The sequence below is a fragment of the Streptomyces nigrescens genome (assembly GCF_027626975.1).
GTDB classification, from domain to species: Bacteria; Actinomycetota; Actinomycetes; order Streptomycetales; family Streptomycetaceae; genus Streptomyces; species Streptomyces nigrescens.
The window spans coordinates 8,725,266-8,741,248 of the sequence record NZ_CP114203.1; the positions used below are offsets into that span (position 1 = coordinate 8,725,266).

Consider the following 15,983-nt stretch of genomic DNA (forward strand, 5'->3'; position numbering starts at 1 on the left):
ACGAAGCCGGAATGATGGAGAGCTGACCAATGGCCACGTCCGCGGATCAGATCGTCGAAGCCCTCCGGGCCTCGCTGCGGGAGAACGACCGGCTGCGCAAACAGAATCAGCAGCTGGTCGACGCCGCCGGTGAACCCCTCGCCATCGTCGCCATGAGCTGCCGCTTCCCGGGCGGTGTGCAGACACCCGAGGAGTACTGGCAGCTGCTCGCCGGAGGCGTCGACGCGCTGTCGGAATTCCCCGCCGACCGCGGGTGGGACCTGAGCGCACTCGATGTGGCCACCACCCGCGGCGGCTTCGTCCACACCGCCGACGCCTTCGATCCACAGTTCTTCGGTATGAGCCCGCGCGAGGCACTGGCCACCGACCCGCAGCAGCGGCTCCTCCTGGAGGTGTCCTGGGAGGCATTGGAACGGGCGGGCATCGACCCGATGGCGCTGCGCGGCAGCAGGACAGCCGTCTTCGCGGGCTGCAGCAATCAGGAGTACGGCGCCGGGCTGCGTGACAACGTCCCCGAGGGCGTCGCAGGGCACCTCCTCACCGGCACCACCGGAAGCGTCGTCTCGGGCCGGGTCGCCTACGCCCTCGGCCTCGAAGGTCCCGCCGTCACCGTCGACACCGCCTGCTCCTCCTCGCTGGTCACTCTGCACCTCGCCGCACAGTCCCTCCGGGCGGGCGAATGCGACCTCGCCCTTGCGGGCGGGGTCGCGATCATGTCCACCCCCGCCGCCTTCGTCGAGTTCGACCGGCAGGGCGGACTCGCCGGCGACGGCCGGTGCAAACCGTTCTCCGACGACGCCGACGGCACCGGCTGGGGCGAGGGCGCCGGGATGCTGCTCGTCGAACGGCTCTCCGACGCCCGCCGCAACGGCCACCCCGTGCTCGCTCTGCTCCGCGGCAGCGCCCTCAACCAGGACGGTGCCTCCAACGGCCTCACCGCCCCCAACGGCCCCGCCCAGCAACGGGTGATCCGCTCCGCGCTCACCGGCGCCGGGCTGACCTCCGCCGACGTGGACGCCGTCGAGGCACATGGAACCGGTACGACGCTGGGTGACCCGATCGAGGCACAGGCGCTGCTCGCCACCTACGGCCAGGACCGGTCGGCCGAACGGCCGTTGTGGCTGGGGTCGGTGAAGTCCAACATCGGGCACACCCAGGCGGCCGCGGGGGTGGCCGGTGTGATCAAGATGGTGCTGGCCCTCAGGCACGGTGTCCTGCCGCAGAGCCTGCACACCGCCCGGCCCTCCACCCACGTGGACTGGTCGGCGGGCCACGTCCGGCTGCTGACCGAGCCCGTGACCTGGCCGGACGCTTCCCGGCCGCGCCGCGCCGCCGTCTCGTCCTTCAGCATCAGCGGCACCAACGCGCACACCATCCTGGAACAGGCTCCGCAGGACCCGGCTCCCTCCCCGGACGACCGGGAACCGGCAGCTGAGGGCCGTGAACAGGCCGCGGAGGGCGGGGAACAGGCCGCGGAGGGCGGGAAGCAGGCCGCAGAGCGTCGGGAACAGGCCGTCGAAACAGCCCCGCACCCCACCGCGGCGGCTGGCCTTCCGCACATCCCGTGGGTGCTCTCCGCCCGCAGCGCGGAGGCCCTGCGCGCACAAGCCGGCCGTCTGCTGACGCACCTGGAAGCCCACCCCGACGCGGACCCGCAGGATCTGGCCTACTCGCTCGCCACCTCCCGGTCCGCCTTCGAACACCGTGCGGTGCTGCTCGGCACCGGCCCGGCCGAACTGCACGGCAAGCTGACCGCACTCGCCGAGGAGGGACCCGACGCCGCAGGCGCGGTCACCGGCTCCCCCCTCCGCGGAAAGACCGCGTTCCTGTTCACCGGGCAGGGCGCCCAGCGCCCCGGCATGGGCCGCGAGCTGTACGACACCTTCCCCGCCTTCGCCGAGGCCTTCGACGCCGCCTGTGAACACCTCGACCCGGAGCTCGAACGTCCGCTGCGCGCCCTCGCCTTCGGAGACGACGCGGCCCTGCTGGACCGGACCGGGTACACCCAGCCCGCGCTCTTCGCCTTCGAAGTGGCCCTCTTCCGGCTGCTGACCTCGTGGGGCATCGAGCCCGACATCGTGATGGGCCACTCGATCGGCGAACTGGCCGCCGCGCACTGCGCCGGTGTGCTGTCCCTTCCGGACGCCTGCCGGCTGGTGGCGGCCCGCGGCCGGCTGATGCAGGCACTCCCGCCCGGCGGCGCCATGGCCTCCCTCCAGGCAACCGAAGCCGAGGTGCTGCCGCTGCTGACGGACACCGCGGACCGGGTGAGCATCGCCGCGGTCAACGGCCCCGAGGCCACCGTCATCGCCGGTGACGAAGCCACCGTGGACACCCTCGCCGGCCACTTCAGGGACCTGGGACGCAAGGTCTCCCGACTGCGGGTCAGCCACGCCTTCCACTCGCCGCTCATGGACCCGATGCTGGAGGACCTGCGCGCCACCGCCCGTGACCTGACCTACCGGCAGCCGCAGATCCCCGTCGTCTCCAATGTCACCGGCCGCCTCGCCACCCCCGACGAACTCTGCCGCCCTGACTACTGGGTGGACCACGCCCGCCAGAGCGTCCGCTTCGCGGACGGCATGCGCGCCCTCGCCGAGCGCAATGTCACCCGGCTCGTCGAGCTCGGCCCCGACGCCACCCTGACCGCGCTGGCCGCGGCCTGCCTTCCCGACGGCGACCGACTGCTGACCCCCCTCCTCCGCAAGGACACCCCCGAGGCCGTAAGCCTGCTCACCGCGATCGGCAGACTCCACCTCTCCGGCGCCCCCCTCGACTGGGCCGCCCTGCTGCCCGGCGCCCGCCGCGTCGACCTCCCGACGTACGCGTTCCAGCGCACCCGCTACTGGCTCAACGCCACACCCCCCGACGACGCCCCCGGCAGCCGGCCGGCCGACTCCGCGTTCTGGACCGCCGTCGAGCAGCAGAACGTGCCGGAACTCGCCGACAGCCTCAGCCTCGACCGCTCCCTCCTCGAACCGGTCGTCCCCGCACTCGCCGCCTTCCACCGCGACCAGCAGCAGCACTCCACCGCCCGGACCTGGCGGTACGCGGAGCACTGGGAGCCGGTCGAGCCCCACGCCACCACGACCGCACCGGCCCACTGGCTGCTCGTCGTCCCCGCCGAGGGGCCGGAGGACCACCAGCCCGTCGTCGACGCCCTCACGACCGCACTCGCCGGGCACGGCTCGACCGTCACCACCCTGAGCCTGCCGCCGGACGCAGACCACCTCGCGCAACGGATCGAGGAGGCACGCGACCGGGACCGCGACCCGGACGAGATCAACGTCCTCTCCCTCCTCGGCCTGGGCACCGCACGCGACCCCCACCACCCCGAGGCCCCCGCCGCCCTCGTCCTGACCGGTGCGCTCCTCCAGGCGCTGCTCCGCGCCGACGCCCCCGTACGACTGTGGAGCGCGACCCGCGGCGCCGTCAGCATCGGCCGCTCCGACCGGCTCAGCGCCCCTCATGAGGCCACCCTCTGGGGCCTCGGCCGCAGCGCGGCCATCGAACACCCCGACCACTGGACCGGCCTGATCGACCTGCCGGAACGGCTCGACGCACGTGCCCTGGACCGACTGTGCGCGGTGCTCCACAGCCCCGGCCACGACACCGGGAACGGCAAGGAGTTCGCCCTCCGCGCCTCCGGCCTCTTCGCCCGCAGACTGGTCCGGGCCCCCCGCCCCGAGCAGCCCGGCGGATCGACCGGCTGGGCCCCGGCCGGCACCACACTGATCACCGGAGGCACCGGCACCATCGGCTCCGCCCTCGCCCGCCGACTGGCCCGCGAAGGCGCCGCACATCTGCTGCTCATCAGCAGGCGGGGCGCCGACGCCCCGGGCGCCCAGGACCTCATCGCCGAACTCGCCACATACGGCGCCCGCTCCACCCTCGCCGCCGTCGACCCCGCAGACCGCGACGCACTGGCCCAGCTCGTCGCCTCCCTCCCCGAAGACCAGCCCCTGACCAGCGTCTTCCACACCGCAGGCGTGCTCGACGACGGCACCCTCGCCACCATGGACGCCGAGCGGTTCGCCACCGTCCTGCGCCCCAAGACCGAGGCCGCCACCAACCTCCACGACCTGACCCGCGCCCACGACCTCACCGCGTTCGTCCTCTTCTCCTCCGTCGCGGGCACCCTCGGCGCGGCCGGACAGGCCAACTACGCGGCGGCCAACGCCGGCCTGGACGCCCTCGCCCAGCACCGGCGCGCCCAGGGCCTGCCCGCGACCAGCATCGCCTGGGGCCCCTGGGCACACGAAGGCATGGCCGCCGACCCCACCCTGCGCGCGAAGCTCAGCCGCGCTGGCCTGCCGCCCATGGAGCCGGAAACCGCACTGGTCGCGCTGGACCAGGCACTCGACCACGGCGAGACACACCTCGTCATCGCCGACATCGACTGGGACACCTTCCCCGCAGGCCGCAACGCGCTCTTCGGCAAACTGCCCGAAGCCGCCGCCCGGAACTCCGGCCAGGACACCGTGGCCGAAGGCGTCCGCAGCCTCCTCGCCACTCTGCGCACCCCCGCCGAACAGGAACAACACCTGCTCCGCCTGGTACGCCGGACCACCGCCACCGTGCTGGGATACCCGGCCTCCGAATCCGTCGGGACAACCCGCACCTTCCAGGAACTCGGCACCGACTCCCTCACCGCGGTCGAACTCCGCAACACCCTCTCCGCGGCCGTCTCGCTGCCCCTGTCCCCGACGCTCGTCTTCGACCATCCGACGCCGCTGGCACTGGCGCGTCATCTGCGCACCGAAATCCTGGGAGACCTCGGGGAGCAGCACACCGCCGCACCCGCGCACCCCGTACAGGCGGACGGGGAACCGATCGCCATCGTGGGCATGGCCTGCCGCTACCCCGGGGACGTACGGTCACCGGAGGACCTCTGGAAGCTGATCGCCGACGGCGGCGACGCCATCACGCCCTTCCCCGAGGACCGCGGCTGGAACCTCGACGCCGTCTACGACCCCGACTCCGGCTGTCCGGGCACCAGTTATGTGCGCGAGGGCGGATTCGTCCGCAGCGCCGGCGACTTCGACCCCGGCTTCTTCGGGATTTCGCCACGCGAGGCATTGGCCATGGACCCCCAGCAGCGGATGCTGCTGGAGATCTCCTGGGAAGCCGTGGAACGGGCCGGCCTCGCCCCGCTGTCGCTACGGGGCAGCCGCAGCGGACTCTTCGTGGGCTGCGGCTACCAGGGCTACGGGTCGGGTGCCGGCGATATGCCCGACGACCTCCAGGGCCATCTGCTCACCGGAAGCTCCGGCGCGGTGGTGTCGGGCCGGGTGGCGTATGCGCTGGGCCTGGAGGGGCCCGCCGTGACCGTGGACACGGCATGTTCGTCGTCGCTGGTCGCCCTGCATCTGGCGGTGCAGTCCCTGCGCACGGGCGACTGCGACCTCGCCCTCGCCGGCGGAGTGACCGTGATGTCCACACCGGGTGCGTTCATCGAGTTCAGCAGGCAGCGGGGCCTTGCCGCGGACGCCCGCTGCAAGGCGTTCGCGGAGACCGCGGACGGCACCGTCTGGGGCGAAGGCGCCGGCATCGTGCTGGTGGAGCGCCTCTCGGACGCCCGGCGCAACGGCCACCGGGTGCTGGCCGTCATACGCGGCAGCGCCATGAACCAGGACGGTGCGTCGAACGGCCTGACCGCACCGAACGGCCCCTCCCAGCAGCGGGTGATCCGGCAGGCACTGGTCGGCGCGGGGCTGTCGGCGTCGGACGTGGATGCGGTCGAGGGCCACGGGACGGGCACCACGCTGGGCGATCCGATCGAGGCACAGGCACTCCTGGCCACCTACGGCCAGGACCGCGACGCGGACCGGCCGCTCTGGCTGGGTTCGGTGAAGTCGAACATCGGGCACACCCAGGTGGCAGCGGGTGTCGCGGGCGTCATCAAAATGGTGGAGGCCTTCCGGCACGGAGTCCTGCCACGGACGTTGCACGTGGACGAGCCGTCCTCCCACGTGGACTGGTCGGCGGGCCACGTCCGGCTGCTGACCGATGACGTGCGGTGGCCGGAGGGAGCCCGGCCCCGTCGGGCAGGTGTGTCGTCATTCGGCCTGAGCGGCACCAACGCACATGTCATCCTCGAACAGCCCCCTGCGGACGAACCGCAGGGCGCCATATCCCGGACACCCGCACCCGCACCCGCACCGTCCCTTGTGCCCTGGGTGCTGTCCGGACGCAGCGAGGCGGCCCTGAGGTCGCAGGCCGCGCGCCTGTCGGAGCATCTGACGAACCGGCCCGAACTGGACCCGCGGGACGTAGGACTGTCGCTCGCCACCACCCGGTCGCCGTTCGAACATCGGGCCGTCGTGCTCGGCGAGGACAGGGAAACGCTGCTCGACCGCTTGAACGCGCTCGGCCGCGGCGAGCCGCAGGGGAAGGTCGTCGAAGGCCTGGCCACCTCCGAAGGCAGCCTTGCCTTTCTGTTCACCGGACAGGGAGCACAACGGGTCCAAATGGGCCGGGAGTTGTACGAGGAATTCCCGGTGTTCGCGGAGGCCTTCGATGCGGTGTGCGCGCACTTCGACGGTGAGCTGGCGTCGCCCCTGCGGAGTGTGGTGTTCGCCACCGACGGAGACTCGGAGTCAGACGCGGAGCCAGAGGTGAAGTCAGACCTCGGGTCAGACGCGAAGTCAGACGCGAAGTCAGACGCGGAGGCAGACCTGGAGTCAGACGCGGAGGCGCTGCATCGGACGGAGTTCACTCAGCCGGCGTTGTTCGCCGTTGAGGTGGCGCTGTTCCGGCTGGTCGAGTCCTTCGGAGTCCGTCCCGACTACCTGGTGGGCCACTCCATCGGCGAGTTGGCTGCTGCCCATGTGGCGGGCGTCCTGTCGCTGGCGGACGCCTGCCGTCTGGTGGCGGCGCGCGGTCGGTTGATGCAGGCGCTGCCGGCGGGTGGGGCGATGGTGTCTGTCCAGGCCACCGAGGCCGAGGTGCTGCCGCTGCTGGAGGGCCGTGAGCAGCGGGTGAGTATTGCCGCGGTGAACGGTCCGCGGGCAGTGGTGGTCTCCGGCGAGGAGTCCGTGGTCGCGGACATCGCCGGGCATTTCGAGTCCGAGGGCCGGAAGGTGAAGCGGCTCCAGGTCAGCCATGCCTTCCACTCCCCGCTGATGGAGCCGATGCTCGCGGAATTCCGGACGATCGCGGAGAGCGTGGCGTACGAGGAGCCCCGTATCCCGGTGGTCTCGAACGTGACCGGTGAACTCGCCACGGCAGAGGAATTGACCTCCCCCGACTACTGGGTGCGGCATGTCCGCGGCGCCGTCCGCTTCGCTGACGGCATCCGGTGGCTGCAGCAGCACGAGGTCACCCGGTTCCTGGAGATCGGCCCGGACGGCACCCTGACCGCCATGGCGCAGGGATGCCTCGACGGTCACGCGGACCACCTCCTCGTGCCCGCCCTCCGCAAGGACCGTCCGGAGGTGACGGCGCTCCTCACCGCCCTCGGCCACGCCTATGCCCGCGGAGTCACCGTCGACTGGGCCACCCTCTTCGCAGGCACCGGCGCCCGCCAAACAGACCTGCCCACCTACGCCTTCCAACACCAGCGCTACTGGCTCGGGCTGGCCCACACCAACGCCACGAATCTCGGTTCGGCGGGGTTGCAGGCGGCCGAACACCCCCTGCTCGCCGCCACCATGACGCTCGCCGACTCCCACTCCGTCGTCTTCACCGGACGGCTTTCCGTGCAGGACCACCCGTGGCTGGCGGATCATGTCGTCGACGGCTCCCTCCTCGTGCCCGGAACGGCCTTCCTGGAACTCGCACTCCGCGCCGCCGACCAGGCCGGCTGCGACCATATCGAGTCGTTGACCGTCGAAGCCCCCCTGGTGCTCCCGGCACACGAAGCCGTCCAGCTGCAAATGCGCATCCAGGAGCCGGACCTGCACGGCGCCCGCACACTCACCCTCCACTCCTGCCGCATCGGGAGCACCGGTGTCGCGGAGGAACCATGGGTCCGGCATGCCACTGGCGTGCTCGGAGCAGGCGATCACCGCGAGACCTTTGACTTCGCCGTGTGGCCCCCGGAAGGAGCCCGGCCCGTCCCGACGGACGGTCTCTACGAGGCCTTCGCCGACGCCGGGATCGCCTATGGTCCCGCCTTCCGCGGGCTGCGCGCCGTATGGCGGCGTGACGGTGACCTCTTCGCCACAGTGGAGATCCCGGAAGTGGCGGAGGCCTCGTCATTCGGGCTGCACCCCGCACTGCTGGACACCGTCCTCCATGCGCTGGCGCTCGAAGCGGACGAGACCGACGAACTCGGACAGCAGCCGCTCTCCTGGCAGAACGTGAAGCTGTATGCCTTGGGAGCCACCGTGCTCCGGGCACGTATGTCGACGAGTGCGGACGGCGGGGTGTCGCTCCAGCTGGCGGATGCCGTAGGACAACCGGTGGCGGAGATTGCTTCCCTCACCCGGCAGCCGATGACGGCGGAGCTGTTCAGCCGCGCCCGGCAGGGCGGCACCCACTCCGACGCGCTGTACCGCGTCGACTGGACCCGGGCGCCCGAGACCGCCGCGGAAGCCGTCGACCTCGTCGATCTCCACGGCCTCGTTGGTCTCCACGACCTCATCGATCTCCACGACCTCCGCTCTGCACCGGGCGATGGCCTGCCTTCGTTCGTCGCGCTGCGGCTCGACACCGCCACCGCTGAATCCGCCGCGACTCCGGCGGCCGCGCGGGCCGCGACGTACCGCGCCCTGGCCTGCATACAGCAATGGACGGAATCCGAGCGCTGCTCCGCTGCCCGCCTCGTGGTGGTGACCCGGAACGCCGTCCCGGCGGAACTCCAGCACCCGGACCCCGCACAGGCCACGGTCTGGGGCCTCGTCCGCGCCGCACGCGTCGAGCACCCCGACCGCTTCGTGCTGGTGGATGTGGACGGCACGGAAGCCTCGCTGGCAGCGCTGCCGACTGCCCTTGCCACGGGGGAGCCCGAACTCGCCCTGAGGGAGGGCACGGCCTATCTGCCGAGGCTGAGCATGAACATCAGGCGGGACGAGCTGTCGATGCCGTGCCTGCCGCAGGACGGATGGTGCCTCGAAACCGCTGACGAGGGCACGCTGGAAAGCCTGCGCCTGGTGCGGCGACCCGAGGCAGTGGACGAGCTGGAGACCGGCCAGGTGCGCATCGCGGTGCGGGCGGCCGGGGTGAACTTCCGCGATGTGCTGAACGTCCTCGGAACGTACCCGGGTGACGCGGGGACATTGGGCCTGGAAGGCGCCGGCGTGGTGACCGAGGCCGGCCCCGGTGTCCTTGGACTGGCGCCGGGTGACCGGGTGATGGGGTTGTTCCCGTCCGCGTTCGGTCCGGTGGCGGTGGCTGATGAGCGGATGCTGGTACGGGTTCCGGAGGGCTGGTCGTTCGCGCAGGCGGCGTCGGTTCCGGTGGCGTTCCTCACGGCGTATTACGCGCTGGTGGAGCTGGGTGGGGTGCAGGCGGGCGAGTCGGTGCTGGTGCATGCCGGTGCGGGTGGTGTGGGGATGGCCGCGGTGCAGTTGGCGCGGCACCTGGGCGCGGAGGTGTTCGCCACCGCGAGTCCGGGGAAGTGGGAGGCGCTGCGGGCTCTGGGCCTGGACGAGGCGCACATTGCCTCGTCCCGTGATCTGGACTTCGAGCGGTCCTTCCTGGCGACGACCGCAGGCCGGGGCGTGGATGTGGTGCTGGATTCCCTGGCGCGGGAGTTTGTGGATGCGTCGCTGCGGCTGCTGCCGCGGGGCGGGCGCCTTCTGGAGATGGGCAAGACCGACGTCCGTGACCCGGAGAAGGTGGCGGCGGAGCATGAGGGCGTGCGGTACCGGGCGTTCGATCTGTTTGAGGCCGGTCCCGAGCGGATCGGGGAGATGCTGACCGCACTTGTCGGCCTCTTCGAGGAGGGTGTGCTGGAGCCGTTGCCGGTGACGGCGTGGGATGTGCGCAAGGCTCCTGAGGCGTTCCGGTTCCTGAGTCAGGCCCGGCATGTGGGCAAGGTTGTGCTGACCATGCCGGTGCCCCTCGATCCGGAGGGGACGGTGCTGATCACGGGTGGAACGGGTGGTCTGGGTGCGCTGGTGGCCCGGCATCTGGTCGCCGAGCACGGCATACGCCATCTCCTGTTGGCGAGTCGTCGGGGCCCGCAGGCTCCGGGTGTGGACGCCCTGGTGGATGAGTTGACGTGTCTGGGCGCTGAGGTCGAGGTCGCGGCGTGCGATGTGTCCGACCGCGAGGCGCTGCGCGGGCTGCTGGATTCGGTACCGAAGCAGCACCCCCTCACCGCCATTGTGCACACCGCAGGCGTACTCGACGACGGCACGCTGTCCTCGCTGACGCCCGCTCGCATGGACGCTGTGCTGGCGCCGAAGGCGGATTCGCTGCTGCTCCTGGACGAGCTGACGCGTGAAGAGGACCTGGCGGAGTTCATGGCGTTCTCGTCGGTGGCGGGAACATTCGGCAGCGCGGGCCAGGGCAACTATGCGGCGGCAAACGCATTTGTGGATGCCCTGGTGCACCGGCGTAGTGGGTCGGGCTTCCCCGCGAGGTCGTTGGCGTGGGGTGCCTGGGCTCCGGGCGCGGGAATGACGGGCGAGCTCAGCGAAGCCGATCTGCAGCGCATGGCACGCGGCGGCATCACCCCCTTCACCGAGGAGCGGGGCGTGGAGGCTTTCGACGCCGCCCGCCACACCGCAGTGCCCGTGGTCGTACCGGTCCAGCTGAATCACACGATGTTGCGAGAGCAGCATGCCGCCGGAGTCCTTCCTCCGCTCATGCGAGGTCTCCTGGGGAGGAGTACGCGTCGTACGGCTGTCTCCTCATCGGTTGAGATGACGCCGGCGGACGCCCTGCGGTCGCGGCTCGCCCCCCTGTCCCAGGACGAGCGGCGAGCAGCGGTCCTGGAACTCGTACGGACTCAGGCGGCACTGGTCCTGGGACACCCCGGCCCCGAAGCGATCGAGCCCACCCGCGACTTCCGGGGACTCGGTGTCGACTCACTCACCGCCGTGGAGCTGCGCAACCATCTTCAGGCGGCCACCGGACTGGCGATGCCCGCCACTTTGGTCTTCGACTACCCCACTCCGCTGAGGGTGGCTCGCCACCTGGAAGGCGAGTTGTCCGGTGGGGACGAAACGGTTGACGCGGGTGTCATGGCCCCCACGACCGCAGACGTCGCCGATCCGGATGAGCCGGTGGCGATCGTGGCGATGGGTTGTCGGTTCCCGGGTGGGGTGGGGTCGCCGGAGGAGTTGTGGGGGTTGCTGGCTGGGGGTGGGGAGGGTGTGGTGCCGTTCCCGGTGGATCGTGGTTGGGATGTTGAGGGGTTGTATGACCCGGAGCCGGGTCGTCCGGGGAAGGTTTCCACGCGTGAGGGTGGGTTCTTGCTGGGGGTGGATGAGTTCGATCCGGGGTTCTTCGGGATCTCACCGCGTGAGGCGGTGGCGATGGATCCGCAGCAGCGGTTGCTGTTGGAGGTGTCGTGGGAGGCGTTCGAGCGGGCGGGGATTCTTCCGGGTTCGCTTCGGGGGTCGCGTACCGGCGTCTTCGCGGGGACCAATGGCCAGGATTACACGGGGTTGTTGGTGGCGTCGGGTGAGGAGGATTTGGGGGGGTATATCGGCACGGGCAATGCGGCGAGTGTGGTGTCGGGGCGGTTGTCGTATGTGTTCGGCCTTGAGGGGCCTGCGGTGACGGTGGATACGGCGTGTTCGGCGTCGTTGGTGGCGTTGCATTTGGCGGTTCAGTCGTTGCGTGCGGGTGAGTGTGATCTGGCGTTGGCGGGTGGTGTGACGGTGATGTCGACGCCGGGGTTGTTCGTGGATTTCAGTCGGCAGCGGGGGTTGGCTGCTGATGGTCGGTGCAAGGCGTTTTCGGATGCTGCGGATGGTGCGGGCTTTTCCGAGGGTGCGGGTGTGCTGGTGGTGGAGCGGTTGTCGGATGCCCGGCGGAATGGTCATCGGGTGTTGGCGGTCGTGCGTGGCAGTGCGGTGAATCAGGATGGCGCGTCGAATGGTTTGACGGCGCCGAATGGTCCTTCGCAGCAGCGGGTGATCCGGCAGGCGCTGGCTGGTGCGGGGCTGTCGGCGTCGGATGTGGATGTGGTCGAGGCGCACGGTACGGGGACATCGTTGGGTGACCCGATCGAGGCGCAGGCGCTGATTGCGACGTACGGTCAGGGCCGGGGCGAGGACCGGCCGTTGTGGCTGGGTTCGGTGAAGTCGAACATCGGGCACACGCAGGCGGCCGCGGGTGTGGCCGGTGTGATCAAGATGGTGCTGGCGTTGCAGCACGGCGTCCTGCCTCAGACTCTGCACGTCGATGAGCCGTCGTCGCATGTGGAGTGGTCGGCGGGAGAGGTGCGGCTGCTGACGGAGGCGGTGCAGTGGCCGGAGGCAGGTCGGCCGCGACGGGCCGGTGTGTCCTCGTTCGGCATCAGCGGCACCAACGCCCACGCCATCATCGAAGAGGCGCCGGCATCCGAAGAATTGCCCGGCAGCGAGGAGACGCTCAAACTGCCCGCAGTCCCTTGGGTTATCTCAGGGCGCGACGAAGCGGGCTTGCAGGCCCAGGCGCAACGGCTTCTGCCGTACCTGGATGAATTCCTGCTCGACCCTTCCGACGTGGGCTTCTCATTGGCAACGTCAAGAGAGATGTTCGACCACCGCGCTGTGCTCCTCGTCGACGGTCACGAGACGGCCGTACAGGGGCTGACCGCACTCGCTGATGGCCGAAAAGCCGCCGGTGTGGTGCGTGGTACCAAGCAACAGGGGCGGTCCGCATTCCTGTTCACGGGGCAGGGGGCGCAGCGTTTGGGAATGGGCTGGGAGCTGTATGACACCTTCCCGGTTTTCGCGGACGCCTTTGATGAGGTATGCGCTTACTTTGACGCCGAGTTGGAGTCTTCCCTCCGGGGTGTCGTGTTCGGTGATGATGCGGAGGCGCTGAATCGGACGGGGTTCACTCAGCCGGCGTTGTTCGCGGTGGAGGTGGCGCTGTTCCGGTTGGTGGAGTCGTTCGGTGTGCGGCCGGATTTCCTGGTGGGTCATTCCGTTGGTGAGTTGGTGGCTGCGTATGTGGCGGGTGTCCTGTCGCTGGAGGACGCGTGCCGTCTGGTGGGGGCGCGCGGTCGGTTGATGCAGGCCCTCCCGGCCGGCGGCGCCATGGTCTCCCTCCAAGCCACCGAGGACGAGGTGTTGCCGCTGCTGGAAGGTCATGAGCAGCAGGTAAGTATCGCCGCGGTGAACGGTCCGCAGGCGGTCGTGGTCTCCGGTGAGGAATCCGCCGTGGCGGAGATCGCGAGGCGTTTCGAGTCTGAGGGCCGGAAGGTGAAGCGGCTCCAGGTCAGCCATGCCTTCCACTCCCCGCTGATGGAGCCCATGCTCGACGAGTTCCGGGCGGTTGCGGAGAGCGTGGTGTACGAGGAGCCGCGTATCCCGGTGGTCTCGAATGTGACCGGTGAACTCGCCACGGCGGAGGAGCTGACGTCTCCTGACTACTGGGTGCGGCATGTCCGTGAGGCCGTCCGTTTCGACGACGGTGTGCGGTGGTTGGAGGTGCACGGGGTGACCCGGTTCCTGGAGATCGGGCCGGACGGCACTCTGACTGCCATGGCGCAGGCATGCACAGACAGTGCGGACCTGCTGCTGTTGCCCGCGTTGCGCAAGGACCGGCTGGAGTCGGAAGCCCTTGTGGCCGCGGTCAGTGGCATGTTCGTCAACGGTGCGGATGTGCAGTGGCATGCGCTCTTCCCGGGGGCAGAGCAGGTCGATCTGCCCACGTACGCATTCCAGCGTGAGCGCTTTTGGCCGAGCGACCCGGGGACCGAGGTTGGGGACGTCGCGACCCAGCCTGCGGACGACGGGACCGCGTGGTTCTGGGAGGCCGTAGAGCGCGAAGATCCGGACGCCCTGGCCGGGGAACTGGCGATCCCCGGGGATGCCTCGTGGGATGAGGCCCTGAGCGCGCTGTCCTCGTGGCGTCGGCAGCAGCGTGAGCGGTCGGCGGTGGACGGCTGGCGTTATCGGGTGCAGTGGAAGCCGGTCGGTGTGGGAGCCGGGGAGAAGCTGTCCGGGCGTTGGTTGGTGGTAGTGCCCGAGGGCGTGGCGGACTCGGACTGGGCCTCTTCGGTGGTGGAGGGGCTGGCGGCGAGTGGTGTGCGGGTTGAGCGGGTGGGCTGCGGCCCGGATGTGGACCGGGTTGCGCTGGCCGAGCGGTTTGCGGGGTTCGAGGGTGACGCAGTCGCGGGCGTGATGGTGCTGCCGGGCGGCGTGGAGGGTCAATCCTCTGGTGGTGGGGTGCCGGTGGGTGTGGTGCGCACTGCGGTGGTGGTGCAGGCGTTGGCGGATGCCGGTGTGGGCGGGCGTGTGTGGGTGGTGACGCGGGGGGCTGTCGCGATCGACCAGTTGGATGGTGGGCCGGATCCTGCGGGTGCGGCGGTGTGGGGTTTGGGTCGGGTGGCGGCTTTGGAGTTGCCGGATCGTTGGGGTGGTCTGGTGGACCTTCCGGAGGCCGTGGACCGTGGGGTGGTTGATCGGCTCGTGGGTGTTCTGGCCGATGGCTCTGAGGACCAGGTGGCGGTGCGGTCGTCGGGTGTGTTCGGGCGCCGGCTGGTGCATGCTCCGTCTCCCGCTGGGGACGGCACCGCCGACGGTTGGCGGCCGCGGGGGACGGTGTTGATCACGGGCGGTACGGGTGCGTTGGGTGCCCGTGTGGCGCGCTGGGCGGCTGAACGCGGTGCCGAGCATCTCGTCTTGACCAGCCGTCGTGGTCGGGAGGCTCCCGGCGCGTCGGAGTTGGAGTCGGAGCTGTCCGCCCTCGGAGTTCAGGTGACGGTGGCGACCTGCGATGTGGCGGATCGGAACGCCGTCCTGGAGCTGTTGTCGGGCTGTGCGGTGGATGCCGTGGTTCATGCGGCGGGTGTGGTGGATTCCGTGCCGTTGGGGGACGCGGATGCGGAGCATTTTGCTGAGGTGATGGGGGCGAAGGTTGCCGGTGCCGTGGTGCTGGACGAGGCCCTGGGCGATCGTGAGTTGGATGCGTTCGTGGTGTTTTCGTCGATTGCCGGTGTGTGGGGGAGTGGTGGTCAGGGGGCGTACGCGGCGGGGAATGCCTTCGTTGAGGGGTTGGTGGAGGCGCGTCGTGCGCGGGGTGTGGTGGGTTGTGCGGTGGCGTGGGGCCCATGGGCAGGCGACGGTATGGCCGGCACAGAGGGCGCGGAGGAGCATCTGCTGCGTCGCGGGCTGAAGACGCTGGATCCGGCATTGGCAGTTTCGGCGTTGGAATCGGCGGTTGGTGCGGGTGACGGTTCGGTGGTGGTGACGGATGTGGAGTGGGAGCGCTTTGCTCCCGCATTCACCAGTGCCCGTCCGAGCCCGTTGCTGGCGGACCTGCCGGAGATCGCTGACGCGGTAGGTAGCACGTACCAAGGGGCAATAGGTGGCACGTCCCAAGAGAAGGTCCAGGACGCGGGTCAGTCCTTCCTCGGCAGGGTCACTGGCCTTTCCGCGGTGGAGCGGGCCCAAGCAGTACTCGACCTCGTACGCAGCCACACAGCTGCTGTTCTCGGGTTCCGCGATATGAAGGCCGTGGAGCCTGTCAGGGCATTCCAGGACCTGGGCTTCGACTCGCTCACCGCGGTCGAGCTGCGGAACGGGCTGAACGCCGACACCGGAATGCAGCTCCCCGCCACCCTGGTCTTCGACTACCCCACGCCACAGCTTCTCGCGGAGCATGTGCACGAGGCCTTGTTCGGTGCCGCGGACGTCGAGCCGGAGGCCGCCGTACTCGCTGACCTGGACCGTCTCGCCGGCGCGATTTCAGGATTTTCCCCAGAGAACGCCGCCAGGGGGCTCGTCGAGGCCCGTCTTCGGAGCATCCTGTCTGAGCTGGGCGGGGTGGCCGAGAGCGAGGCGAAGTCCGCCGTGTCCCAGCAGCTGGATGCGGCCTCGGACGACGAGATCTTCGATTTCATCAATCAGGAGCTCGGCCGTTCCTGAACG

At 70.1% G+C, this 15,983-nt stretch carries 1 protein-coding gene; it reads left to right on the forward strand.

Annotated elements, in window-relative coordinates:
* Positions 1 to 29 precede the first annotated feature (29 nt).
* Positions 30 to 15,980 (forward strand): type I polyketide synthase, encoded by a 15,951-nt coding sequence (locus STRNI_RS37955; RefSeq protein WP_277412874.1) that lies wholly within the window; start codon positions 30 to 32, stop codon positions 15,978 to 15,980.
* Positions 15,981 to 15,983: the final 3 nt, after the last annotated feature.

Bases quoted from the DNA above. Each gene is read 5' to 3' on its own strand.
- STRNI_RS37955 (WP_277412874.1), top strand. From the start codon at position 30: ATGGCCACGTCCGCGGATCAGATCGTCGAAGCCCTCCGGGCCTCGCTG.